The organism is Streptomyces mirabilis (assembly GCF_039503195.1).
GTDB lineage: Bacteria > Actinomycetota > Actinomycetes > Streptomycetales > Streptomycetaceae > Streptomyces > Streptomyces mirabilis_D.
The window spans coordinates 9,441,515-9,463,777 of record NZ_JBCJKP010000001.1 but is presented as its reverse complement, the minus strand read 5'-3'; the positions used below and the strand labels follow the sequence as shown (position 1 = coordinate 9,463,777).

At 70.6% G+C, this 22,263-nt stretch carries 19 protein-coding genes and 1 pseudogene; 7 read left to right on the top strand and 13 right to left on the bottom strand.

The annotated features are described in order from the left end of the window. Positions 1-155: 155 nt before the first annotated feature. Genes AAFF41_RS42905 through AAFF41_RS42890 form a run of 4 tightly spaced genes read left to right on the top strand, consistent with a single transcriptional unit; the run spans position 156 to position 6,217 of the window. The gene (locus AAFF41_RS42905; protein WP_319754157.1) at positions 156-1,520 is read left to right on the top strand and encodes a cytochrome ubiquinol oxidase subunit I; all 1,365 of its coding nucleotides are present in this window, start codon (positions 156-158) and stop codon (positions 1,518-1,520) included. After that, complete coding sequence (locus tag AAFF41_RS42900; RefSeq protein WP_343325763.1) at positions 1,513-2,790, top strand: cytochrome d ubiquinol oxidase subunit II; 1,278 nt, start codon at positions 1,513-1,515, stop codon at positions 2,788-2,790. Before AAFF41_RS42905 ends, AAFF41_RS42900 begins: the two co-directional genes overlap by 8 nt. Further along, on the top strand, positions 2,787-4,556 hold the full coding sequence (locus AAFF41_RS42895; RefSeq protein WP_319754154.1) for an ABC transporter ATP-binding protein/permease: 1,770 nt from the start codon (positions 2,787-2,789) through the stop codon (positions 4,554-4,556). Before AAFF41_RS42900 ends, AAFF41_RS42895 begins: the two co-directional genes overlap by 4 nt. Continuing rightward, positions 4,553-6,217, top strand: coding sequence for an ATP-binding cassette domain-containing protein (locus AAFF41_RS42890; RefSeq protein ID WP_319754153.1), 1,665 nt, complete (start codon positions 4,553-4,555; stop codon positions 6,215-6,217). The genes AAFF41_RS42895 and AAFF41_RS42890 overlap by 4 nt, the downstream gene beginning before the upstream one ends. Before the next feature lie 355 nt (positions 6,218-6,572). Here the strand turns inward: AAFF41_RS42890 and AAFF41_RS42885 are convergent, their stop codons facing one another. From AAFF41_RS42885 to AAFF41_RS42860, 6 genes and pseudogenes are all read right to left on the bottom strand, one after another. Then, positions 6,573-7,310 (bottom strand): YoaK family protein, encoded by a 738-nt coding sequence (locus AAFF41_RS42885; protein ID WP_319754152.1) that lies wholly within the window; start codon positions 7,308-7,310, stop codon positions 6,573-6,575. After that, positions 7,291-7,815, bottom strand: a complete 525-nt coding sequence (locus AAFF41_RS42880) for a DoxX family protein (protein WP_319754151.1) — start codon at positions 7,813-7,815, stop codon at positions 7,291-7,293. Before AAFF41_RS42880 ends, AAFF41_RS42885 begins: the two co-directional genes overlap by 20 nt. A 49-nt stretch (positions 7,816-7,864) precedes the next feature. Continuing rightward, the gene (locus AAFF41_RS42875; protein ID WP_343326446.1) at positions 7,865-8,527 is read right to left on the bottom strand and encodes a hydrolase; all 663 of its coding nucleotides are present in this window, start codon (positions 8,525-8,527) and stop codon (positions 7,865-7,867) included. A gap of 131 nt (positions 8,528-8,658) precedes the next feature. After that, entirely contained in the window at positions 8,659-10,545 is a 1,887-nt protein-coding gene (locus AAFF41_RS42870) for an amidohydrolase (RefSeq protein WP_415926064.1), read from the bottom strand. 405 nt (positions 10,546-10,950) lie between these two features. Then, positions 10,951-12,077 (bottom strand): annotated as a pseudogene (locus AAFF41_RS42865) (low temperature requirement protein A). Between the two features lie 50 nt (positions 12,078-12,127). Further along, complete coding sequence (locus tag AAFF41_RS42860) at positions 12,128-13,495, bottom strand: dihydrolipoyl dehydrogenase family protein (protein WP_343325762.1); 1,368 nt, start codon at positions 13,493-13,495, stop codon at positions 12,128-12,130. 238 nt (positions 13,496-13,733) lie between these two features. Between AAFF41_RS42860 and AAFF41_RS42855 the strand changes: the two genes are divergently transcribed. From AAFF41_RS42855 to AAFF41_RS42845, 3 genes are all read left to right on the top strand, one after another. Beyond that, entirely contained in the window at positions 13,734-14,312 is a 579-nt protein-coding gene (locus tag AAFF41_RS42855) for a Dps family protein (protein WP_319754148.1), read from the top strand. A gap of 390 nt (positions 14,313-14,702) precedes the next feature. Beyond that, positions 14,703-15,806, top strand: coding sequence for an LLM class flavin-dependent oxidoreductase (locus AAFF41_RS42850; RefSeq protein WP_319754147.1), 1,104 nt, complete (start codon positions 14,703-14,705; stop codon positions 15,804-15,806). Further along, positions 15,803-16,417: an FMN reductase gene (locus AAFF41_RS42845; protein ID WP_343325761.1), complete on the top strand. Its 615-nt coding sequence runs from the start codon at positions 15,803-15,805 to the stop codon at positions 16,415-16,417. Before AAFF41_RS42850 ends, AAFF41_RS42845 begins: the two co-directional genes overlap by 4 nt. A 64-nt stretch (positions 16,418-16,481) precedes the next feature. Here the strand turns inward: AAFF41_RS42845 and AAFF41_RS42840 are convergent, their stop codons facing one another. From AAFF41_RS42840 to AAFF41_RS42810, 7 genes are all read right to left on the bottom strand, one after another. After that, a complete protein-coding gene (locus AAFF41_RS42840; RefSeq protein WP_343325760.1) occupies positions 16,482-17,366 on the bottom strand; it encodes an alpha/beta fold hydrolase in 885 nt (294 codons plus the stop codon). Positions 17,367-17,436: 70 nt separating this feature from the next. Continuing rightward, positions 17,437-17,694 (bottom strand): WhiB family transcriptional regulator, encoded by a 258-nt coding sequence (locus AAFF41_RS42835; RefSeq protein ID WP_319754144.1) that lies wholly within the window; start codon positions 17,692-17,694, stop codon positions 17,437-17,439. A 16-nt stretch (positions 17,695-17,710) separates the two neighbouring features. Beyond that, entirely contained in the window at positions 17,711-17,833 is a 123-nt protein-coding gene (locus tag AAFF41_RS42830; RefSeq protein WP_343325759.1) for a hypothetical protein, read from the bottom strand. A gap of 226 nt (positions 17,834-18,059) precedes the next feature. Then, positions 18,060-19,031: an alpha/beta hydrolase gene (locus AAFF41_RS42825; RefSeq protein ID WP_343325758.1), complete on the bottom strand. Its 972-nt coding sequence runs from the start codon at positions 19,029-19,031 to the stop codon at positions 18,060-18,062. 41 nt (positions 19,032-19,072) lie between these two features. Continuing rightward, positions 19,073-20,128, bottom strand: a complete 1,056-nt coding sequence (locus tag AAFF41_RS42820; protein ID WP_343325757.1) for a helix-turn-helix domain-containing protein — start codon at positions 20,126-20,128, stop codon at positions 19,073-19,075. Further along, positions 20,110-21,162, bottom strand: a complete 1,053-nt coding sequence (locus tag AAFF41_RS42815; RefSeq protein WP_343325756.1) for an AraC-like ligand-binding domain-containing protein — start codon at positions 21,160-21,162, stop codon at positions 20,110-20,112. The genes AAFF41_RS42820 and AAFF41_RS42815 overlap by 19 nt, the downstream gene beginning before the upstream one ends. A gap of 96 nt (positions 21,163-21,258) precedes the next feature. After that, positions 21,259-22,245: an alpha/beta hydrolase gene (locus AAFF41_RS42810; protein WP_319753024.1), complete on the bottom strand. Its 987-nt coding sequence runs from the start codon at positions 22,243-22,245 to the stop codon at positions 21,259-21,261. Between the last annotated feature and the right edge of the window lie 18 nt (positions 22,246-22,263).

Genomic DNA, 22,263 nt, shown 5'->3' with positions numbered 1-22,263 from the left:
CCGACCGCTACAAGCCGCTACTAGCGGAGGAGTTCGGTCGTCGTTCACGCCCACGGGGCCTCGCGCCTGTCGTGGTGTCACCGCCGGAGGGCCCAACCTCGTAGGCAATTCCGCCAGGGCTGCCGGACCGACCCGAATCGACCAGAGGAGACCCCGTGGCCTCGCCCGCAGTGGTGGAGATCTCGCGATGGCAGTTCGCCATCACCGCGGTCTTTCACATGAGCTTTCCCGCGCTGACTGTCGGACTCTCCGTCTTTCTGGCCGTGATGTACACGGCCCACCTCAAGACCGGAAATCCGCTGTACCTTCAGATATTCCGCTTCTGGAAGAAGATATTCGCCGTCGGATTCGGCCTCGGAGTAGTCGCCGGAACCGTCATGACCTTCGAATTCGGTCTCAACTGGGGAAGCTACGCTCACGCGGTCGGCCCGATCCTCGGTGTCACGATCGGAATGGAGGTCATCACGGCCTTCTTCCTGGAGGCCGGGTTCATCGGCATCATGCTGTACGGCGACGGCCGGGTGCGTCCCCGGACCATGGCGTTGGCCTGCTGGATGCTCGTCGTCGGCACGCTGCTGTCCACGACGTGGATCCTCTCCGCCAACAGCTGGATGCAGGACCCCGTGGGGTTCACCGAGGTCAACGGCCAGTTCCGGGCGAGCAACTGGTGGCATGTGTTGTTCAACCCGGCGTTCTCCTACCGGTACCCGCACATTCTGTTGGCGGTACTGATCAGTGCCGGTTGGTTCATCGGCGGGATCGCCGCCTGGTACCTGGTCAAGCGGCGAGCGCTGCCCTTCGCGCGTCGCACGCTGTCGATCGCTCTCGGGGTGCTGGCGGTCCTGATGCCCGTACAGCTGTACGTGGGCGATGCCACCGCCGCGTTCATGGGTGCACACCAGCCCGCGAAACTCGAAGCCTTCGAGGGCAACTGGAAGACCGACAACAACGGCTACAACCTGCTCGTGGTGCCCGACACGGACAAGGGCGAGAACAAGGTCCATGTCGAGATACCGCACCTGGGCGCCGTCATCGGCAAGGACCTGTCCGGAAAGGCGGAAGTCCCCGGACTGCTGCAGACACCGAAGGACGACCGCCCCAACATGTGGTCCGCCTTCTACGGCTTCCGGGCGATGTACTTCACCGCGCTGGCGATGTTCGGCATGGCCTTCGCCGGGCTGGTGTTGCGGCTGCGCGGCAGGCTGTACACGGCCCGGCGGTTTCTCCGGCTGATGGTCTGGATGGCCCCCGCCGGTGTCGTGGCCATCAGCGGCGGCTGGATCACCGCGGAGACGGGCCGGCAGCCCTGGGTCGTCTACGGCCTGATCCGGACCAGTGAAGCCGTTTCGCACCTCTCCCTCGGCGCGGCGCTCGCGAGCCTCATCGGCTTCGTCACCGTCTACGCGCTCCTGCTCGGGCTGTGGATCCGCTCCATCGTCCGCACGGTGCGGACCGGCCCCGAGCACCTGGTGACCGACGCCGACACCACTGTCCACCCCCCGGAGGTCAGCCATGCTTGAGTACGCGTCATACGGCTTGGTCCTGCTCGCACTCGGCGCCTATGTGCTGCTCGACGGTTACGACCTGGGCATCGGCATCCTGAGCCTGTTCGACCGCAGCGACCAGCGGCGCAAGGAGTACAACGAACTGATCGCGACCGCCTGGGACGCCAACGAGAGCTGGATCATCCTGGCGGGCGTGGCTCTGTGGGCGGGCCTGCCCGGTGTCTACGCCACCGTGCTGCCGGGCGTCTACCTGCCGCTCGTGGTCATGCTGCTGGCGATCGTGCTGCGCGGCACGGCCATAGAGCTGCAGAGCGCCGCCCCCGACTATCGGCGCGGCTGGGGCCTCGTCTTCGGAATCTCGTCCCTGGTGGCCACTGTGTGCCAGGGCCTCGTGGCCGGAGGCGTCCTGTCTGGACTGCCCCACCGCGGCGGGGTGTTCACCGGGGGCACCCGGGACTGGCTGACGCCCTACAGCATGCTGTGCGCCCTGGGGCTGGTGGCCGTCTACCTGCTGGCAGGTGCCGCATGGCTGCAGGACAAGACCACGGGCACCGCCCACGACCGCGCGGGCCGCCTGGGCCGGCCGCTGCTCGTGGCGGTCGCGGCGGCCGGCCTGGTCCTGGGATTCGGGCTCCGCGTCGCCGACCCGCAGCATCTGCGCTTCGACCAGCCGCTCCGCGCGACCCTGTTCGGGCTCGCGGTGGCGGTGGCGGTGGTCTGTGCCTCGATCGCCTGGTACGGCTTCGGCCGCCGGCCGGACTGGCGTCCGTTCGTCGCCGTGGCCGGTACGGAGGCCGCAGGGCTGCTCGCGATCGTCGCCGCCACCGCACCCGTCGTCGTCCCGCCCGGCCTGACCGTGCACGCCGCGGCCAGCCCGCACGGTTCACAGCTGTTCCTGCTCATCGGGGTGGGCGGGTGCATGCCGGTCGTCCTCACCTACAACATCTACGCGTGGTGGGTCTTCCGCGGGAAGTTCGCCCAGCCAACGGCCGGCACCGAAGCGGCGGTCCCGTCCGACAGCACGACTGCCGCGGAGCGGCCCACGGCGGTGGCGTCGGCCACGGAAGACGGTCCGTGGGCGGCCGTCGTCGTCCGGCGCGTGCTTCTGACCCTCCTGGCCGTCGCGGTGGCCGCCGTCTCCCAGGACATCTTCGGTGGCGTGCGCGCCTGGATCGACCCAGCCGGTGTCGCCGTCTTCTCCGTCACCGCACTCGCCCTCTGGATCCGGTCCGACCGCCGCTCCGCAGCCGCAGGTGATTTCAACCTCCAGGCAGCCGAGAAGTGACCGACATCCCCGACCAGCTCGCCCGGCTCGGCCGGGACGACGAAGGTCAGCAGCGGACAGCCGGGCTGCTGACCGCATGGGCAGCAGCCGGCGAACCGGCGTTCCGGCGAGCCGGCACACTGCGGGGACTCGCGGCCGCGGGCCATGTCCTGTGGGCCGCTGGGCTGGGCAGGGCGGCCCAGGCCGCCCTGCGCGCCCCGCACGGGGGCGTTGCCCTGGCTCCGGTGCTCTCCGGTACGGCGCTGGTCGCCGCGGGTCTGCTGCTGCGCGCGGTCCTGCTGGCGGCGGCCGACCGGGTCGCCGACGAGGGAGCGGCCGCCGTCCAGGACCACCTGCGTGCCCGCCTTCTCCTGGGCGCCCTTCCGGCAGTCGGCGTGCCCGGCGCGGAGATGTCCGACGCCGCTCTCGGTGAGGCGCTCGACAGCGAGGTGGGCAGGCTGAACCAGTGGTTGACGACGTACGTCCCCGCCCGGCGGGCGATGCTGCTGGGCAGCGGCATCGTCCTGGCCGCCGTCACGGCCGGCAGTTGGGCCGTGGCGCTGATGCTGGTGCTGGCGACCCCGCTTTTGCCGTTCAACCTGAAGGTGATCGGCCTGGGCACCCGCGCCGCCGTGCACGCCCAGCTCACCGCAACCCGGACGCTGAGCACCCACCTGCTGGACCAACTGCGCGGACTGCCCACACTTGTCGGCCTCGGGGCCGGCGAGGAAGCGGTACGGGCAACCGAAGCAGCCGACAGGGAACTGGCCGGGCGCACCCAGACCGTACTGCGGGTGGCCTTCCTTTCGACCGCCTGGATCGAGCTCCTCATCACGGTGGCCATGGCTGTCGTCGCGACGTACTGCGGGCTCGCCCTGCTCGGCTACCTCGACCTGCCGGTGGTCCCGTCCAGCATGAGTCTGGGCACCGCGCTGTTCGTGCTCGTCCTGACACCGCCGTACTTCGCCCCCGCCCGGGAACTCGCCCGCGGCTACCACGCCCGTGCCGAGGCGGCCGCGGCGGCCGAGCTGCTCTCGGAGATCGTCGACCACGCTCCGGCCGCGGCGGTCGACGGTCCCCCGGCGCGAGTACCCGCCTCGCACCGTCCGAGTCGGCCGGGTCCGGCCGGTGTGATCCTGGACGACGTCGGGGTTCGATACCCGGGTCGCGACGAAGCGGCCCTGGACAGCGTCACCCTGACTGTTCGGCCGGGTTCGATCGTGGCCATCGGCGGGCCCAGCGGCGCCGGCAAGACCACCCTGCTCTCCGTTGCGGCAGGCCTGCGCGAACCGGACCACGGGCGGTGCCTGCACACCACCGGTTCCGAAGTCCTGCCCGCCTCACCCGCTCTGACAGCGTGGGCCGGCCAGCCCTCCTACCTCCTCCCGGGAACGCTCCGCGACAACTTGCTGCTGGCCCGCCGTTACGCCGACGACGAGCAACTGACCGCGGCATTCGCGGCACTGGGCTTCGAGGACCTACTGGCCGCACTCCCCCAGGGCCTGGCGACCCGAGTCGGGGAGCGCGGCTGGGGACTGTCCTCCGGACAGATGCAGCAGCTGGTACTGGTCCGCGCGCTGCTCCGCGACACGCCACTGCTGTGCCTGGACGAACCCACGGCCCATCTGGACCCGGACGGCGAGGCCCGCGTCATCGCCGCCATTCGGACACTTTCGCGCAGCCGCACCGTGCTGCTCACGACACACAGCCCGGCACTGCTCGAAATCGCCGACGACATCGTTCGGTTGAACCAGGGACGGGTGTCCCGGATCAGGGAGACAGTGTGACCGCGTTCAGACTGCTGTGGACGGCGGCGGACCGCGGGGTACGGCGCGACCTGCTGTTCGCGGCGGTGCTCGCCGGGACCGCCGAACTCTGCGCCGCCGGCCTGTTGGGCGTGTCCGGCTGGTTCCTCACCTCCTGCGCGGTGGTCACCGCACAGGCGAACACCACCTGGTCGTGGATGTACCCCTCGGGGACGGTCCGCGCGCTCGCCCTGGGCCGCACCGGTCTGCGCTACTCGGAGCGCCTGGTCAGCCATGGCGCCCTGCTCGGCGCGACCGTCTCGCTGCGCTCACGACTGGTCCGCACCGCGACCACCGTGCCGGCGCGCGAACTGCGCAACCAACGTGACGGCGCCCTGATGACCCGGCTCACCAGCGACGTCGGCGCGGTGGGCGGGATGGCCGGCCAGGTCGTCCCGCCGCTGGCCGGCATCGGCCTGACCGCCACCGTCGTCGTCACTCTGCTCCTGGTGGCGAGTCCGCCGGCAGGCGCGGCCGAACTGCTGCTGCTCGCGCTGTCCGCAGCCACGGCAGTGGCCGCCGAGCGGCGGACCCGCGGCCATCAGCAGACGGCCGCGGATGCGTGGGCCAGTGCACGCACCGCGCTGCTCAGTGGGCGCTCCGCACTTCCGGAACTGCGCTGCCTGGACGCGGTCGATCTGGTCCGCGATCAGGTCGCGCAAGCGCTCGGCCGGGCCCGGCGGGCCGAGGCCGCGGCCGCGTCGGTGATGCGCCGGACCCGGCTCCGGCTGCGGCTGCTCGCCATGGCCGGCCAGACGGCGGTGCTGCTCCTGGCCCTGTCCGGTCCTGTGTCCACCCAGCCGGCCGCCGACTCCATCGGCGAGGTGCTGCTGGTCGCGGCAGCCTACGAACTGATGGAGACGCTCCCTCAGGTACTCCGCGACCAGGGCCTGGCAACCGACTCCGCCCTACGGCTGACGGATCTGGCCGGCCGCACGCTCCCAGAGGGGCCGAGGACCGCATCCCCTGCGACGCCGCAGCTCGCCGGGCCGAAAAGTGCCCTGGTGGCCCACGAGGTGCCCGTGGGCGTAGGCGAAGACCGCACCCTGTGGTCCGCCGTGATCGCGCCCCGCAGCGTCGTTGTGGTCACCGGGCCCAACGGCAGTGGGAAGAGCACCGTGTTGGAGACTCTGGCGGGACGCATCACCCCTGCCGCCCCCGGCGCGGTGCTCCTCGGTGGCGTGCCCATCGAGTCCCTGCCCGCCGGCGCGATCGCCGATACGCTCACCCTCGTCGAGGCGGAAGACTGGATCGCCGAAGCGACCATCGCCGAGAACCTGCGACAGGCCGCCCCCGGCGCGGACGACGACACGCTCCGGGCCGCGCTGGCGGCCGCGGCCCTGGAGCAGCTCCCCCTCCACACCCCGACGGGCCCGCTGGGCAGTGCTCTCTCTCAGGGCCAGCGACGCCGACTGGTGATCGCGAGAGCGGTCCTGCGGGCACCCGCGGTCCTCCTGCTCGACGAACCGACGGCCGGCCTCGACGTCCGAACGGCGGTACGGATGCTGACGGGTGTCCGCCTCGCCCTGCCGGACAGCGCCCTGGTGATCGCCCTGCCGGACCGGCACCACGACCTGATGCCCTTTGCCGCCACCCGCATCCTGCGGCTGAAGCCCACTTCTCAGGCAGCAACCGTCGAGTAGTCGGGGCGGAGAGCGATGTGCCGCCCTGGGCGAGGACTGTGACAGTCATCGCCCAGGGCGGCGGCTGCTACCGAGGATCAGCGGTCGTCGCCCTGGTGGAGTTCGGCCACGTAGCCGCCGGGGAACTGCACCATCACGCTGGTGCGGGCCGGAGAGGTGTACGGGCCCACACCGGAACAGCCCGCCCGCGGACCAGCCGGGGCCGGGCCGGGTGCCGGCGCCTGTCCATCTCGACTGCCGCTTCGCCCTTCTCGGCGAAGGAAGATCCCTTTCTGACCACGCGGGACGACGCGGCCAGTGCTGATGTACGCGTCGGCCCCTCGTCCGTGATTCGGACGAGGGGCCGATGCCGCGTTCATGACTGTGGCCTGATCCAGGCGGCGTCCGAGGCCGAAAGGCGTTGGGTGACCAGGGAGGTCACCGAGAGCAGCACCAGCGCCAGGCCCAAGGTGAGGGCGAGTTCGGCGTGCAACAAGAGCGCGGCACCGGCGAGGGCTCCGAGGAACATGGCCAGCACAGACAGGATCCGTCGGCCGGGCCGCGGTGCCGTCCCGCCGGCCGGGGCGGAGTCCGCGGCCAGCCCCGTCAGGGTGAGGGTCAGGACGGTCGTGGTCAGGTCGGGGACGCCGAGGCGCCGGGCGACCGCGTTCTGTTGTCCCATGGCGAGGCCGAGGAGCACGATCAGGGTGTACTGGACCGTGGTGCTCACTCTGCCGTGGGTCACCGCGGCCGTGACGACGGCAGCGGCGACGAGCACGACCTGCAGCGCCGTGGCCATGGTCAGCAGCCGCCCGCGGTGTGCCGCGAACCGCGTGCCGAGCCGTCCACCCGCCAGCGCGCCGGCGAGGAACGCGCCCATCGCGACGACGGAGGCGGGCGCGGACAGACCCTTGGCCCCCGCCAGCGCGAACCCGAGGAAGACCACGTTGCCGGTCATGTTGGCGACGAAGACGTGCCCGAGCGCCAGATAGCTCACGGCGTCGACGAGACCGGTCACCGCGGTCAGCGTCAGCATGAGAGGGGGCAGCGGGCCGTGCCGGTCTCCCCGGGGCGGGGCCAGAGTGCGGGCCGCGTCAGTCAGCAGCTTGTACATGCGGGGTCCTCCTGCCGGGAGCGGGCGGGCGGTGCAGTACCGCCCGGGTGAGCAGTCCGCTGGCCGGGCCGATCACGATCGCCACGACGGAGACCCACAGCGGCCAGGGGGTCAAGCCGAGGACGTGGTCGACCGACCAGCGTCCGGGACCGGTGAGCGCCAGCACCGCGGAGACGACGACGAGGACCATCGGGTACTCGTAGCCGTCGTTCTGCACCCAGAGCCCGTTGTGCCACTTGACGGTGCCCGCGACCGTCATCACCCCCATGGCGGCCGTCGCCGCCGCGAGAGTGAGTAGACCGGCCGCCAGGAACAGGCCGGCGCCGACCTGGCTGCCGCCCGCGGCGAGCGCGGTGAGCCGGCCGCCGCGGAAGCCGTCGTGCCTGAACTCCTCTGTTCCGCCCGTCAAGCCGTTGCCCCCCAGCCGGAAACTGACCTTCTGCACTCCATGCCCGGCGATGAGAAGACCCGCCACCAGCCGGAGCACCAACAGTCCGGTATCCACTACGTTCCTGCCCGTTCCTGACGTTCCGTCAATGGCCTGAGTGAAGAGGTCAGCCAGCCGCGTGGGCGCCGATGACCGCCTGGGCGTAGACGAGGCCGAGGCCGTAGGCGCCGCCGTGCTCCTTGACCACGTCGCCCACGGCGGCGTACGTCTCGGTGCGAGCCCAGTCGCGCTGCAGCTCCAGCAGTACCTGCACCCAGGTCACCGGGACCGCGCCGCCCTGCACCATGCGCTGGATCGCGTGCTCGTGGGCCTGCGGGCTGACACCGCCGGACGCGTCGGTGACCACGTAGACCTCGTAGCCCTGGGCGATGGCGGAGAGCGCCGGCAGGACGACGCATACCTCGGTCCACAGGCCGGCGATGACGAGCTTCTTGCGGCCGGTCGCCTTGACCGCCTCGACGAAGGCGAGGTCCTCCCAGGCGTTCATCGTGGTGCGGTCGATGATCTTCTTCTCGGGGAAGACGTCCTCCAGCTGCGGCATGATCGGACCGGAGAAGGACTCGGCGGCCACCGTGCTCAGCACGACGGGCACGTCGAACACCTTCGCGGACTTCGCCAGGCCCACGGTGGAGTTGATGATGGCGGTGCGGTCGCCGCTGCCCGTGCCGAAGAACATCTGCGGCTGATGGTCCACGAACAACACCGCGCAGTTGTCCGGGGTGAGCAGGTCCGGGCTGGGGGCGGCGGTGACCTCGGCGATGTTGACCATGAGAGTGAGCCTTTCCATGTGCGACGCGATCACGGACGGACGTCCGCTGGTGAGAGCAACCGCCCGGTGGACGGCGCGAGTTGGGGTGGCGTCCCGGGAGGGGCGGCTCGTGACCGGCCCCTCCCGGGAGATCAGAGCGAGAAGCAGGGGTCGAAGAACGAGCTCGCGGATTCGGGGGTGAGCCCGCGTCGGGCGCGCCACTGGCGTTGCTGCTCCGACTCGGCGACGGCCTGGCCGAGTAGTTCGGCCTGGCGAGCGCCCGACAGGCCCGTGCCGGGCGTGGCCTGGTAGCCGCCGAAGTGCGCCACCGGGCTCCACTCCGGGCTGACCGGCGGCAGCTCCTCGTCCAGGCCCTCGTATTCGGCAGTGGCATAGACGATCCGGCCGCCGACTACCGTCAGCAGGGACTCGATGTGCGCGATGTCCGGCTCGGGGACGGTGAAGTAGTCCTCGGACAGGACCGCCAGGTCTCCGAAGCAGCCCGGTCGCAGGATGCCCTTGAGTCCCTCCTCGCCGCTCAGCGCGGCACCCGCTTCGGTGAACATCGCCAGCGCGGTGCGGCGGTCCACCCGGTTGTGCGGCGGGCGGACGACCAGGTCTCCGACGGTGCGGCCGGTGACCAGCCAGTGCAGGGCGACCCAGGGGTTGTAGGTGGAGACCCGGGTGGCGTCGGTGCCGGCGCCGACGGTCAGGCCGCGCTCCAGCATGGCCCGGATCGGCGGGGCGTCCGCGGCAGCACCGGGACCGTAGCGGCGCACGAACGCCTCGCCCTGGAAGGACAGCCGGTTCTGCACGGACATGGCGCCGCCGAGGGCGGCGATGCGGTCCAGGCTGTCCACGGAGACGGTCTCCGCATGGTCGAACAGCCACCTGTTTCCGGCCGGGAAGAGCCCCTCCGCGGCGAGCTTCTCGAACACCGCGAGGTCCCGGCGGATGGTCTCGTCATAGGTGGCATGCAGCCGGAAACCCCAGCCGTTCTCCATGAGGAGGCGCACGGCCTTCTCGAATTCCGCCTCGTAGTCGGCGTGTTCCGGGCGCGGCTGGGCGAAGTTCTCGAAATCCGCCGCCGCCCAGGTGAGATTCTCTCCGGCACCATTGAGGCGCAGCCATTCGTCCCCGTCCTCGGGGCGGGCCATTTCGATCCAGCGGGTGAGGTCGTCGATTTCCTGACCGGCGGTCTGCGGGAAGAGGTGGTAGGCGATGCGCAGCGACAGTTGACCCGTCTTCGCCAGTTCGACGACGGTGCTGTAGTTGTCGGGGAAGTTCTGGAATCCCCCGGCCGCGTCGATCGCCGACGTGAGTCCGAACCTGTTCAGTTCCCGCAGGAAGTGACGGGTGGAGGTCTTCTTGTCCTCACCCTCCAGCACCGGGGCCTTGGCCAGGGTCGAGTAGAGGATCAGGGCGCTGGGTGCGGCCAGCAGCATGCCCGTGGGTTCACCGTCCCTGCCCCTTACTATCTGACCGCCTCTGGGGTCTGGGGTGTCCCGGGTGAATCCGGCGGCCTTGAGCGCCGCCCGGTTGAGGACCGCCGCCTGGTACAGGTGCAGGACGAACACCGGGGTGTCCGGCGCGGCGGCGTTCAGCTCGGCGACGGTCGGCAGCCGCCGTTCGGCAAACTGCTCGGCCGACCATCCGCCCACCACCCGCACCCACTGGCCCTTGGGCGTGCGTGCGGCCTGCTCACGCAGCATCGCCAGGCCCTGCCGCAGCGTGGGGACACCGTCCCAGCGCAACTCCAGTACGTAGTTGAGCCCGCCTCGGATGACATGCAGGTGCGCGTCGTTGAGACCGGGTATCAGTCGGCGGCCCAGGGCGTCGACCACCTTTGTGGCCGAGCCGACCTGGGGGGCGACGTCGTTGTCGTCGCCGACAACCGTGATGACACCATCGCGGACGGCGATCGCTTCGGCCTGTGGGCGGACCGGGTCTCCGGTGTGGATCTTCGCATTGCGGACGACCAGGTCCGCGGCGTTGTCGGTGGCGCGGGGAACCAGCCCACCGACCGGCATCGTGGACACCTTTCGACAACCTCCTGCGGAATGAACGGCGTCGATTTCATCGGATCGACTTCCATGTGAGCGACAGCGGCGGGTGGGAGAGAACCAGGGATGCGCGTTACTGCGCCCACGCCGGACCGATGAACCGATCCGAATTACGGGTGGGACTTCTGTGCGATGCAAAGGTCCGGACGCCTTGCGCCCGGCGACTGCTTCGCCTCCAGGCTATTTCGAGCCGAAGTGCCCGAGTATTCCGGCAGTGCACTGGCTGCGTCCGGACAGTGCACTGCCTCTCCGTGCACCGTGAGGCCGAGTCCGGTGCGCTCGTGGACAATTTCCACCGCCTCTGCTCCGGCCGTTCGCGGGTCGTGGGGAATCGGATGTGCAACGTGGACGACGAACTACGCGGTACCACCGCGGGCCTGGTCACCGACGTGGCAACGTGATCACGACGGCCAGGACCGCCAGTAGCGCACCGGCAGGTAGCGCGGGTGCCGGGGACCAGGTGGCCGACAGGACACCTGCCGCGGCGACGGGAAACGGTGCCCGCTCGGCCATGTTCCTTTGGTGTGGCCGGAGGTGCACCGCCCAGACCGTGATCAGGAAGACCGCTGCCGGAACAGTGACCGCGGCTCCGGCGGCCATCGGCGAGGCCCCGGTGTGCCGCGTGACGTGATCGGCGTACGCGGCCAGGCCGGCGCCCTCGGCGGTCGCCGAGGCGAAGATCAGGTAGTGACCGTAGGCCCAGGGGAATCTCCTGCGGCGGGCCTGGTGCGTCGTGGCCAGCAGGGTGTGCGCGGGTCTGGCGAAGTACAGCCACCACATGGCGTAGGCCATGAGCAGGCCACCGGCCGCCAGCGCGTACAGCGAACCGGTGCCGTGGTGCCGGTCGAAGGCGCTCCGGACGGCGACGGCGGCGGCCGCGACAGACTCGCCGAGGACGATGAGGGTGAACAGTTCGTAGCGCTCGGCGATGTGGTGCGGGTGCCAGGGCGTCATCCCGGCGGACTGCGCCCATACGGAACGGACAACTCGGCCGCGATCATCACCACGACGCCGGGCAGCCGCACCGGCGCCGGGAGGAGGAGCAGCCCCACCCAGCCGAACTGACACGCCGTGACCCCGGCGGCGAAGCGCAGCGTGGTCCTTCGGCGGGCAGGGTCGGACAGCGCGGCGCGCAACCAGAGTGCGGCCGGCGCCGTGCGCATCAGAACGTAGCCGAGGGTGATGACGTGCAGATCCCCGTCCTCGAACGCGCGGCGCACGCCGGCGGCGAGGACCAGGGAGCCGGTGATCTGGGCCAGCACTGTCACCCGGTACGGGACGTCGTCCGGGTCGTAGGCGGAGGCGAATCAGGTGAAGTTCATCCACGCCCACCAGATGGTGAAGAAGACCAGCGCGAAGCGCAGGACGCCGGTGGCGTAGTCCCCCTCCGTCAGTGCCCCGTGCAGGCTCGTGGACGCCTGCGCCACCGCGACGACGAAACACAGGTCGGAGAAGAGCTCCAGCGAGGTGGCGGACCTGTGCGGCTCGCCCGGGTTGCGGCCCACCATGGTGCGCCACCGCCTGGCACCCGGGTCCGCCTCCATGGTCGGGGCGCGGTTCAGCGGAGGGCTCCCAGGGCCGCCTCGATCGTCCGGTGGAAGGTGGGATAGGTGTAGATCATGTGCTGAAGCCGGTCGACGGGCACCTCGGCATGGACGGCCACGTTCAGCCCGTAGAGCACCTCGCCTCCCGCCGGCCCCGCCGAGGTCGCGCCGATCAGGACGCCCCGGTCGGCGTCCTCGACAAGCTTGATGAACCCCTCGTTGCCCGGCCCGTGGATCCAGCCGCGGGTGGATGAGGCGATGGTCACCAAGCTGGTGCGCACGCGCAGCCCCCGCTCCCGCGCCTGACGTTCCGTCAGCCCCACCGCCCCGATCTCCGGATCGGTGAAGGTGACACGAGGCAACGCGCGGTAGTCGGCGCCGGGACCCGGCTGCCCGAGGATGTCCCGGACGGCGATCTCCGCCTGGTACATCGACATGTGTGTGAAGGCTCCACGGCCGGTGATGTCGCCGATCGCCCACAACCCCTCGCCGGCCCGCATCTGCCCGTCCGTGGGCACAGCTCCCGCCGTCGGATCGAGCCCCACCGTGTCGACCCCCAGTGGGGTCAGGTCGGCGTGGCGTCCGGCGGCGACCAGAAGCCGTTCGGCACTGAGCAGTTGCTCATCACCGTCAAGGTGGACGGTGAACGAGGTGCCGTCATGGCTGACTTGCCTCGCCCGTGCGCCCGTGAAGACGGTGACGCCGTCCGCCCGCAGCACCTCCGCGGCCAACTCCCCCGCTTCCGGCTCCTCCTGCGCCAGCAGCCCGTCCTGCCCCTCGATCACGGTGACCGCGCACTTGAAGCGGGCGAAGACCTGGGCGAGTTCGGCGCCGATGGCGCCCCCACCCAGAACCAGCATCGACGCGGGCAGCTTCTTGGCAGCCACGGCGTCCCGGTTGGTCCAGTACGGCGTTCCTTCCAGACCCGGGACTGCGGGGATCCGTGGGCGGGTGCCGGTGGCCAGGACGACACCGCGCCGGGCCTCGAACGTGCGGTCCCCGACCATCACCCGGCGCGGCCCGACGAGACGCCCCCTCCCCCGCACGAGCCGCCCGCCCTTCGCCGCGAAGCGGTCCGCGGCCACCTGGTCGTTCCAGTCGTCGGTGGCCTCGTCGCGGATACGTCCTGCGACCCTGGTCCAGTCCGGGCTCACCACCGCCTCACCGGCGAGGGCGGGAACCCGGCCCGCCTCGGCGAGCAGGTTCCCGGCCCGGATCATCATCTTGCTGGGCACACAAGCCCAGTACGGACATTCGCCCCCGACAAGTTCCGCCTCGATCCCCACGACGTCCAGTCCCGCTTCGGCCAGCGTGCCGGCGACGTATTCGCCGCCCGGCCCCAGCCCGACGACCACCACATCCACCTGCTCGTTCGCGCTCATGTCTCTCCTCGCTCCACCGGCTCTCCGGACCTGGACTGTCCCGGTGAGGCTAGAGCGGCCCGACAACGGCCCTGGTCCGCCAGCGCACGAATACCTGCCCGAGAGCGAACGCCGAGGACGGGCACCGGCCACAGTGCGCTGGCGGGCACCACCGCGTGCACTGCCGGTCAAGCCGCCCCTCGAACGGGCACCTAGCGTCATCGGGGTATACACAGCACAGCACCGCGGGAGGCGCACCATGACCACCAATTCCACGCCCGTGAACGGCAGCCAGCCATGGCTGCACCAGAAGGGCGAGGTGATCCAGGAGTTCGGAACCGTCAAGCAGTTCCCGGTCGCTCTGTCCTACGAGGCACGGATGTACTCCTGCCAGCGACTGAACAAGGCCCTCGCGGACACGCAGATCCTCTACGGCCTCTACAAGAAGCACCACTGGCTGATGCGCGGCGCGACCTTCTACCAGCTGCACCTGGTCCTGGACAAGCACGCGGGCGAACAGCTTGAGATCATCGACACCATCGCCGAACGCGTCCAGTCCCTGGGCGGAGTCGCGGTGGGCGACCCCAGGCACGTCGCGGAGATCACGTCGATTCCGCGGCCCCCGGACGGGGTGGAGGAGGTGCCGGCCATGCTGTCACGGCTGCTGGAGGCCCACGAGACCATTCTCGTCGACGCCCACGACGCCGCCTCACGGACCGCCGAGCTGGGCGACGACGGCACCAACGACCTGCTGGTGTCCCAGGTGATCAGGACCGGTGAACGGCAGGCGTGGTTCCTGGCCGAGCACCTGGTCGACACACCGCTGGTCCGCGCCTGAACACTGGTCTCGGACCGCCGCTGCTCGCCGGTGCGCGTTCGTCACGGCCGCACGTGCGGCACGCCGGGCCGCCGACCCGGCGCTGGAACATGATGCTGTTGACATAACCCTGGCGGGCGCTCGCCGGGGCGACGCCGAACGGCGACGAGCTGGAAGATCATGGTGGCACGACCTCCTGGCGAGAGACCTCCGGCGGTCACCGCGCTGTTGCGGCACATCACCTGACGTCGGCCGGGGGTTCCACGCGAGCAAGGCGCGGACCCCCGGTGCGACGGGGCAGCGGAGGACAACGCCGTGGGACCACTTACCGTGCACGCACCGTCCTCCCGACCGAGCAGTGGACTCCTGCCGTTTCGAGAACCATTCAATCACCTGATAAACGGAGGAATCGTGCAGTTCGGGATCTTCAGCGTCGGCGACGTCACACCGGACCCCACCACGGGCCGGACGCCGACCGAACGCGAGCGCATCAAGGCCATGGTCGCCATCGCGCTGAAGGCCGAGGAGGTCGGCCTGGACGTCTTCGCGACCGGCGAGCACCACAACCCGCCGTTCGTGCCCTCGTCGCCGACGACGATGCTCGGCCACATAGCCGCGCAGACGGAGAAGCTGATCCTCTCCACCTCGACCACCCTGATCACCACCAACGACCCGGTGAAGATCGCCGAGGACTTCGCCATGCTCCAGCACCTGGCCGACGGCCGGGTGGACCTGATGATGGGCCGCGGCAACACCGGGCCGGTCTACCCCTGGTTCGGCCAGGACATCCGCCAAGGCATCAACCTCGCCATCGAGAACTACGCCCTGCTGCGCCGGCTGTGGCGCGAGGACGTCGTCAACTGGGAGGGCAAGTTCCGCAGCCCGCTGCAGGGCTTCACCTCCACCCCGCGTCCGCTGGACGGTGTGGCGCCGTTCGTCTGGCACGGCTCCATCCGCTCCACGGAGATCGCCGAACAGGCCGCCTACTACGGCGACGGCTTCTTCCACAACAACATCTTCTGGCCGGCCGACCACACCCAGCGGATGGTCGAGTTGTACCGGGAGCGGTACGCGCACTACGGGCACGGCACGCCCGAGCAGGCGATCGTCGGTCTCGGCGGGCAGGTGTTCATGCGGAAGAACTCCCAGGACGCCGTGCGCGAGTTCCGGCCGTACTTCGACAACGCGCCGGTCTACGGGCACGGACCCTCCCTGGAGGAGTTCACCGACCAGACCCCGCTGACCGTCGGCTCCCCGCAGGAGGTCATCGAGAAGACCCTGGCCTTCCGCGAGTACGCCGGTGACTACCAGCGCCAGCTGTTCCTGGTGGACCACGCCGGGCTGCCGCTGAAGACGGTCCTCGAGCAGCTCGACCTGCTCGGCGAGGAGGTCGTACCCGTACTGCGCAAGGAGTTCGCGAACGGCCGCCCTGCGAACGTTCCGGAGGCACCGACCCACCAGTCCCTGCTCGCTTCCGCCGCAGAAGCCTCTTCGAAAGCGGTGACCGTTGTATGAAGGTCGTAGTCGTCTCGGCGGGGCTGAGCGTCCCGTCCTCCACACGCCTGCTCGCAGACCGCCTCGCTGACGCGGTCTGCGATGAACTCGCCGATCAAGGCCACAAGGGGGACGTGGATGTCATCGAGTTGCGTGCCCTGGCTGTCGCCATCGCCAACAGCCTCGTGACCGGTTTCCCCGCAGCGCAACTGGCCACTGCGATCGCAGCGGTGACGGACGCAGACAGCCTGGTCGCCGTGACACCGGTGTTCAGCGCCTCGTACAGCGGGCTGTTCAAGTCCTTCTTCGATCTGATCGATCCGGACGCTCTCACGGGCAAACCGGTCCTGATCGCGGCGACGGGAGGCACTCCCCGCCACTCGCTGGTCCTGGATCACGCACTGCGTCCGCTCTTCGCCCACGTGCGTGCCGTGGTCGTCCCGACCGGTGTCTACGCCGCGTCCGAGGACTGGGGAACCGGCGGCAGCGCACACACGGAGGGGCTGCGGGCACGTATACAGCGGGCCGGCCGGGAGATGGCCTCAATCCTGGTCACCAGAGCAGATGGGCCGCTCTCCGAAGACGACCCCGCCTCGTCCAGGAAGCGGCTCTCCGATCTGCGCTTCGACTGAACGCGTCCGGGTCAGGGGTCGCCACCTCGGTGGCGACCCCTGACCCTTGCCGAACGGCCAGGTCTCAGCCGGCGGACCGGGCCGCCGTGATGATCGTGTCGGCGACGGTGTCGGCACGGGTGATCAGGGACAGGTGGCCCGCGGCGACCTCGACGACGTGCGCGCCGGCCCGCTTCGCCATGAAGAGCTGCTCAGCCGGCGGGATGACGTGGTCCTCGGTGCCGACGACCGCCCAGGACGGGAGCGACTTCCATGCGGGCGTCCCCGAGGGCTGCGAGCCCGCGCTGACGGCGAAGGGCCGCTGTCCTGCGGCCAGCAGTCTGGCCCGCGCGGCCGGGACGCCGTTGGCGAAGCAGCCGGTGAAGCCCCGGTAGCTGCCGTTGGGGGCGTACTTGAGGTAGGCGTCGGCATCGCCGGCCGGGGCGCCCGGGTACGGCACGAGATTGAGGAAGGTCGCCGGGTCCGCGGTGACGCACGACCCGGGCTGGGCGGCGTTGATCTGGAACACGGTCTCGCCCTCGTCGGGGATGTAGGCGTCGTCGTAGACCAGAGCGCGCACGTTCGAGCTGCCGGCGGCCGCGTTGGTGATGACCATCCCACCGTAGGAGTGGCCCACCAGCACGACCGGGCCCGGGATCGAGGCGACGAAGTCACGGATCGTCTCCGCGTCGGCGCTCACTCCGCGCAGCGGGTTCGGCGGCGCGTAGACCGTGTAGCCCGCGTGCAGCAGGCGGGACATGACGGCGTTCCAGCTCGACGCGTCGGCCCAGGCGCCGTGCACGAGCACGATCGTGGGCTTGGTCTGCGCCTCGCTGTGCTCGGTGGCGGTCTGGGCCGCTGCGGTCTGCGAGGTCGCTGCCGTGACGGGCGCCGAGAAGGCCAGGGCACCGGCGGCGGCTGCCGTGCAGGTGAGGACGAGTGCCCGGCGGGCCGAGGGGAGGATACGCATGAGGTCTCCTGTACTGGGACCCCGCACGGGGCGGGGTGAAGAGGTGGACCAATAGGTGGAGTTGGGACCTTCAACCGGCGTTGCGGTCGGCCTCGGTGAGGCCTCCCCACACTCCGTAGGTCTGGGCGGTCCGCAGCGCGAAGTCGGCGCAGGGCCGTCGGACCGGGCAGTAGCGGCAGATGGCCTGGGCGCGCAGTTCGCGCTGCCGTCGCTTGCTGCCGCGTTCGTGGGACGAGGAGAAGAAGACGGAGCTGTCCATGCCGCGGCAGGACGCCGCACTCTGCCAGTCCCACTCGTCGAGGAGGGGCTTCGCGCCAAGTGGCTTCATCGCACTGCCCCTTCGCTCAGCTGTGGACAAAAGTGGTGACCGCCAACTGCTCCGCCAGGAACCGGTTTGGGAACTCGCCGGTGCGAATGACCTGCGCGACGGGCAGGTCCTGCGTCCCGTCGTCCCCCAACTCATTCATGCGGGCGGTCGCGTCGCGGGCGTCGGCGAGGATGTTCTCCTGTGCTGGCAGATGCGAGAAGCCGGCCTCGTCCCTCGACGCCGGCCACGCAAGTCGCCCGGAACCAGGTGGTGCCGACGGAGACGTCGGTCCCGCCCCTGCCTTCCTACGGAACAGGGGTGGGGACGAGGCCACGGGAGGGCGGACGGTGGCGCGTAGCCCCGCGTGGGGACCTCGATCCGGATCGTCAGCCCGCGTGCAGCGCGGTGTGCAGCGTGCGGGTGGCCATCGTCAGCGCGGCCTCGGCGGCGTGGGTGCCGCGCAGGGCGTTGAGCATCACGAAGTCGTGGATGATGCCCTGGAAGCGCACGGCGGTGACGGGCACTCCGGCCGTACGCAGCTTGCCCGCGTAGGCCTCGCCCTCGTCGCGCAGGACGTCGGCCTCGCCGGTGATGACCAGGGCCGGGGGCAGGCCGGTGAGCTGCTCGGTGGTGGCGCGCAGCGGGGAGGCGGTGATCTGGGCGCGGTCGGCCTCGTCGGTCGTGTACTGGTCCCAGAACCACTGCATGCCGTCGCGGCGCAGGAAGTAGCCCTCCGCGAACTGGTGGTAGGAGCCGGTGTCGAAGTTCGCGTCGGTGACCGGGTAGAACAGGACCTGCTGGAGCAGCGGGACATCGCCGCGCTCCTTGGCCATCAGGGTCAGCGCGGCGGTCATGTTGCCGCCGACGGAGTCGCCGGCCACCGCGAGGCGGCTGCCGTCCAGGCCCTTGGACGCGCCCTGCTGCACGACCCACTGGGCGACCGTGTAGTTCTGCTCGATGGCGACCGGGTAGCGGGCCTCGGGCGAGAGGTCGTACTCGGGGAAGACCACCGCGGCCTCGGCGCCCACGGCCAGTTCGCGGACCAGGCGGTCGTGGGTGTGGGCGTTGCCGAACACCCAGCCCGCACCGTGGATGTAGAGGATCACCGGGAGGGTGCCGGTGACGCCGGCGGGCTTGACGATCCGGGCCCGGACGCTGCCCGTCGGACCGCCCGGGACGGTGACCCACTCCTCGTCGATGTCCGGCATCTCGATCTCGCCGGACTGCACCTCGTCGACGGCCTTGCGACCCTCCGCCGGGGCGAGGTCGAACAGGTACGGCGGATTGGCGGTGGCCTCCACGAAGGCCTGCGCCTCCGGCTCCAGCAAGGGGGCGACTACTGACGTGTCGTCAGACATTTTCTGCTCCCTGGATGTTGTGACTGACATCGGTATCCAGGCTAGGAATCGGCGGCGTGGAGGCTTGTCCGCCCGTGCACGGCTTCCGGACCGCCAGTGCACCGCGCCGCCCAGGACGCTCGTCGCCACTCGACCGGCGACATGTCGTAGGCCTCGCGGAAGACCCGGCTGAAGTGCGCGGAGCTGGCGAAGCCCCAGCGCGCCGCTACGACGGCGATCGTGCGCCGGGCCGCGTCGGGCCGGGCCAGTTCCTCGCTCGCAGCCTCCAGGCGGCGGGCACGCACCCAGGAGTTGACGGTGGTCCCCTCCCGCTGGAAGAGCCGGTGCAGGTAGCGCAGGGAGACGCCGTTGCGGTCGGCGATGTCCTGCGGGGAGAGTCCCGGCTCGCCCAGGCGGGTCTCCATATGGGCCTTGATCCGGTCCAGAAGTTCTGCCCCGGGCCGCCGCTGCTCCGCCTCCTGAGCCCCCGCCTGGTGCAGCGCCAGGACCGCGACCAGGTCCGCCGTGGCGCGGGCGAGCCGCTCACGCAGGGCCGGCGCGGCGGCGAGGGACTCCTCGGCCAGACCGGACAGCAGCGGCAGCAACAGGCCGGCCGGGGCATCCTCGGCGTCGTCCAGGACCGTCGCGGTGAGGCGGCGCAGCTGCGCTTCCTCCAGCCGGAGCAGCGCCCGCGGCAGCATCAGGATCCGGGCGCGCTGGTCGGAGGTGATGACGAGCTTGAACGGTCGGCTCGCGTCGTGGAACGCCAGGCCACCCGGGTCCAGCCGCGTGGCCCGCCCGTCCTGCAACAACAGGACGGAGCCGTGCAGCTGCTGGCGAAGCAGCACATGCGAGCGGCTGTCGGCGGCCACGGCGGCCGAGGTGCGCACGATCGTCACCGGGGCGCCGGTCTCCTCGGTGGCGATCTGAAGGGCTCCGAACCGCTCGGCGCGCAGTGTCCCCGTCCAGGGGTCGGTGCCGGGCACCGGCGACACCTCGACCTCGACGAGGACGCGGGAGAGCGCCTCCTGCCAGGCGGCCGTCCTGTCCTCGGGGGCCAGCTTCCGGGTCGAGAACACGAGCGCATCGGCGTTTGTGGTCAGTTGGGGTTCGGCCACGGCTGCTCCCCACGTCCGCGCCGGGCGTGCTCGCGTCGGAGCCAGTCCGTCGGGGAGAGGCCGAGGGAGGAGCGGAAGACCCGTCCCAGGTGGGCGGAGCCGTTGAATCCCCAGCGGCGGGCGACTCTCCCCAGGTCGGCGGTTCCCGCGGCCGCCGTGGCGAGGTCGACGCAGCATTCCTGAAGTCGTAGGTCGCGGATCCACTGGCAGACGGTGGTGCCCTCGCCCTCGAACAGCCGGTGCAGGTAGCGGACCGAGATGCCGTGGGCACGGGCCACGACCTGCGGGGTCAGGTCGGGGTCGGACAGGTGCCAGCGGATGAAGTTCTGCACGCGCAGCAGCAACACACGCCCCGCGCCGGGAAGCTCACCGGTCTCCCGTCCCGCGCACTGGGCCGCGGTGGCCGCCATCAGGTCTACGACGTTGGCCGCGAGCCGTTCGCCGACGGGGGCGCTGTAGGAGTCGGACGCGTCGGCGAGCCGGGACAGGAATGGGGAGAGCAGCGCCGGGAGTCCCCCGGTGGGGCGCCACGCACGCGCGGTGATGTCGTGCAGCTCCGCCTCCTCCTGACAGAGCAGGGTCCGAGGAACCGCGAAGATCTTCAGCTGGAACCGCTCGGGGAAGCGGGTGCGGAACGGGCGGATCGTCTCGAAGAACGCGATGTCGCCCGGTCGCAGCTCCGTCATCCGGCCGTCCTGTTCCACCTGCGCGACGCCCCTGGCCTGTACCGCCACGAAGACCTGGCGGCCGTCGCCGGCGGCTATGAATCTCGGGGACCGGTGCACCTCGCCGGGATCACACTCGACCGTGGTGATCCGCAGCTCGGCGAGGCGATCCGTGCGCATGGTGGCGTCATAGGTCCGCCCGTCGGTGCTGATGTCCATGCCGACCAGGGTGGCGAGCACGGCGTCGTGCCAGAACTCCAGGCTCTCGTGCGGCGGAACCGAGCGGGTCGACAGCACCTGGGCCGGCGGCCTCGCGGTGAGCCCGCGTCGCCCGGTTCCCTCGTCGATGGGGCTGATCAATGCTGACATGGGAGCAGTCTGCTCCGAGGTCGGAACGCGACTGAATACGTCAGCCGACTGGTTGGCGTCCCAGTCCCCGGCCGACTCGCGTCGAACGGGCCGGGTTCAGCTCAGCTTCGCCCGCAGGAAATCGCATCCCTGCCGCACCGCGGCACGGGTGGGCGGGCTGTCGCGCAGGGCGTTCAGCGAGACGAAGTCGTGGACGGTTCCGAGGACTCGTACGGCCGTCACCTCGACATCTGCGTCGCGCAGCCGTCGTGCGTACTGCTCCCCTTCGTCCCTGGCCACGTCCGCCTCCGCGGTGACCACCAACGCGGGCGGGAGTCCCGTCAGGTCCGCACGGGTCGCCCGCAGCGGGGACGCGGTGGGCTCGGCCAGCTGCCCCGGGTCCGGCGCATATTGCTGCCAGTACCTGTGGAGGGCTTGTCGGGTGAGCAGGTAGCCAGTGGCGAAACGCTGCTGGGAGTCACTGTCGCAGCGGGAGTCGGTGAGCGGGTAGTAGAGCAGTTGAGCCCGGATCGCCGACCCGCCGCGCGCTCGGGCCAGCATGGTGAGCGCGGTGGCGAGGGTGGCCCCGGCGCAGTCCCCGGCCACGGCCAGCCGGCCGGGGTCCAGGTCCAGTTCCCCGGCGTGTTCGACGGTCCAGGCCAGCAGGTCGTAGCACTCCTCCAGCGCCACGGGATACCGAGCCTCGGGAGCGCGGCTGTACTCGGGAACGATGGCGGTGACTCCCAGGTCCCGGACGAACTCGCTGATCAGGCGGGCATGCGTCTGGGCGTCCCCGAGCATCCAGCGGCCACCGTGGACGTAGAACAGCGTCGGCAGCGGCCCGGTCACACCGACGGGACGGAAGGACCAGAAGCCGACGAGCCCCGAAGGACCGACCGGGGCCACCCGGAAGACGGCGTCCATCTCAAAGTCGTCGACTCGGTCCGCCTGCGACTCGCGCAGCGCCTGACGACCGAGCACCGGGCCCAGTTCGTCCAGGTAGGGCGGTGTGGCCGAGGCTGCCACCAGCCGTTCCACCGCCTGGTCGAGCACAACGACGGGCGGCAGGAACCCGGCTGCGCCGTCGCTGGAGTCCGACTGCATTCCACTCTCACCTCTCGC

Coding starts and splice junctions, on each gene's coding strand:
- AAFF41_RS42875 (WP_343326446.1), bottom strand. CDS start 8,527: ATGGTCAACATCGCCGAGGTCACCGCCGCCCCCAGCCCGGACCTGCTC.
- AAFF41_RS42815 (WP_343325756.1), bottom strand. CDS start 21,162: ATGTCAGCATTGATCAGCCCCATCGACGAGGGAACCGGGCGACGCGGG.
- AAFF41_RS42840 (WP_343325760.1), bottom strand. CDS start 17,366: ATGCGTATCCTCCCCTCGGCCCGCCGGGCACTCGTCCTCACCTGCACG.
- AAFF41_RS42835 (WP_319754144.1), bottom strand. CDS start 17,694: ATGAAGCCACTTGGCGCGAAGCCCCTCCTCGACGAGTGGGACTGGCAG.
- AAFF41_RS42855 (WP_319754148.1), top strand. CDS start 13,734: ATGACCACCAATTCCACGCCCGTGAACGGCAGCCAGCCATGGCTGCAC.
- AAFF41_RS42830 (WP_343325759.1), bottom strand. CDS start 17,833: ATGAATGAGTTGGGGGACGACGGGACGCAGGACCTGCCCGTCGCGCAG.
- AAFF41_RS42885 (WP_319754152.1), bottom strand. CDS start 7,310: ATGTACAAGCTGCTGACTGACGCGGCCCGCACTCTGGCCCCGCCCCGG.
- AAFF41_RS42810 (WP_319753024.1), bottom strand. CDS start 22,245: ATGCAGTCGGACTCCAGCGACGGCGCAGCCGGGTTCCTGCCGCCCGTC.
- AAFF41_RS42860 (WP_343325762.1), bottom strand. CDS start 13,495: ATGAGCGCGAACGAGCAGGTGGATGTGGTGGTCGTCGGGCTGGGGCCG.
- AAFF41_RS42845 (WP_343325761.1), top strand. CDS start 15,803: ATGAAGGTCGTAGTCGTCTCGGCGGGGCTGAGCGTCCCGTCCTCCACA.
- AAFF41_RS42900 (WP_343325763.1), top strand. CDS start 1,513: ATGCTTGAGTACGCGTCATACGGCTTGGTCCTGCTCGCACTCGGCGCC.
- AAFF41_RS42825 (WP_343325758.1), bottom strand. CDS start 19,031: ATGTCTGACGACACGTCAGTAGTCGCCCCCTTGCTGGAGCCGGAGGCG.